The following is a 793-nucleotide window of genomic DNA, read 5'->3' as shown; positions in this document are numbered from 1 at the left end:
ACATGTTACTATTAGTAATAGTAATACCTATAATATTTTATTTATTAAAAGTACTGTCTTTTATATTTATACCATTGGTGTTTTCAATGTTTATTGCTTTGTTATTTTTACCATTAATGCGCTTTTTAGGAAAGAAAAAAGTACCTAAAAAAGTAAGTATAGTTATAGTCGTTTTAATAATACTTGGGGGCTTAAAAATAGGAGGAGAGCTAGTAAAAATATCTAGCAGACAAATTTTAGCAACAGAATCTACTTTTTTTGTTAAGGCACAAACTAAAATTAATGATTTAGTGTACAATATGGATACTTTTTTTGGTGTTGAGCCAGCACCAGACCGTAATTTAAAACTAACTCGTTTTTTTAAAAAAGATGAAGTCTTTAGCAAATTTGGACCTACATTTAATATTGTTAGTAAATTTCTTACCTCCTTATTAATGACAACGTTTTTTGTTGTTTTATGGCTTGGAGAATCAATAAATGTAGAAAAACTACTCAATAAAACACTATTAAAGAAAAAGCACACTTCGATAAAGACATTCAGGAAGATAGAAAAAGACCTTATTAAATTTATAAAAGTAAAATTTTTAGTGAGCTTTTTAACTGGAGTGGGTACAGGTTTGGCATGTTACTTTTTCGATGTAAGCTTTCCAGTTTTCTGGGGCTTATTTGCTTTTCTAATTAATTTTGTACAAATGGTAGGCTCATTTATTTCTGTCATTTTGCTATCTATATTTGCATTTGTTGAGTTAGACCCAACAAGCACATTACTATTCTTTGTTTTGTCAATTACGGG

Annotated in this window: 1 protein-coding gene; it reads left to right on the top strand. The window is 28.4% G+C overall.

Going from position 1 to position 793, the window contains the following annotated elements; translation table 11 throughout:
- Positions 1-2: 2 nt before the first annotated feature.
- The coding region (locus ACVC2P_RS16410; RefSeq protein WP_452599537.1) for an AI-2E family transporter at positions 3-793 on the top strand (791 nt) is incomplete at its 3' end.

The organism is Pontimicrobium sp. MEBiC01747, assembly GCF_053601635.1.
Note: the sequence above shows the minus strand (reverse complement) of the source record. Positions and strands in the feature narration are given on the sequence as shown.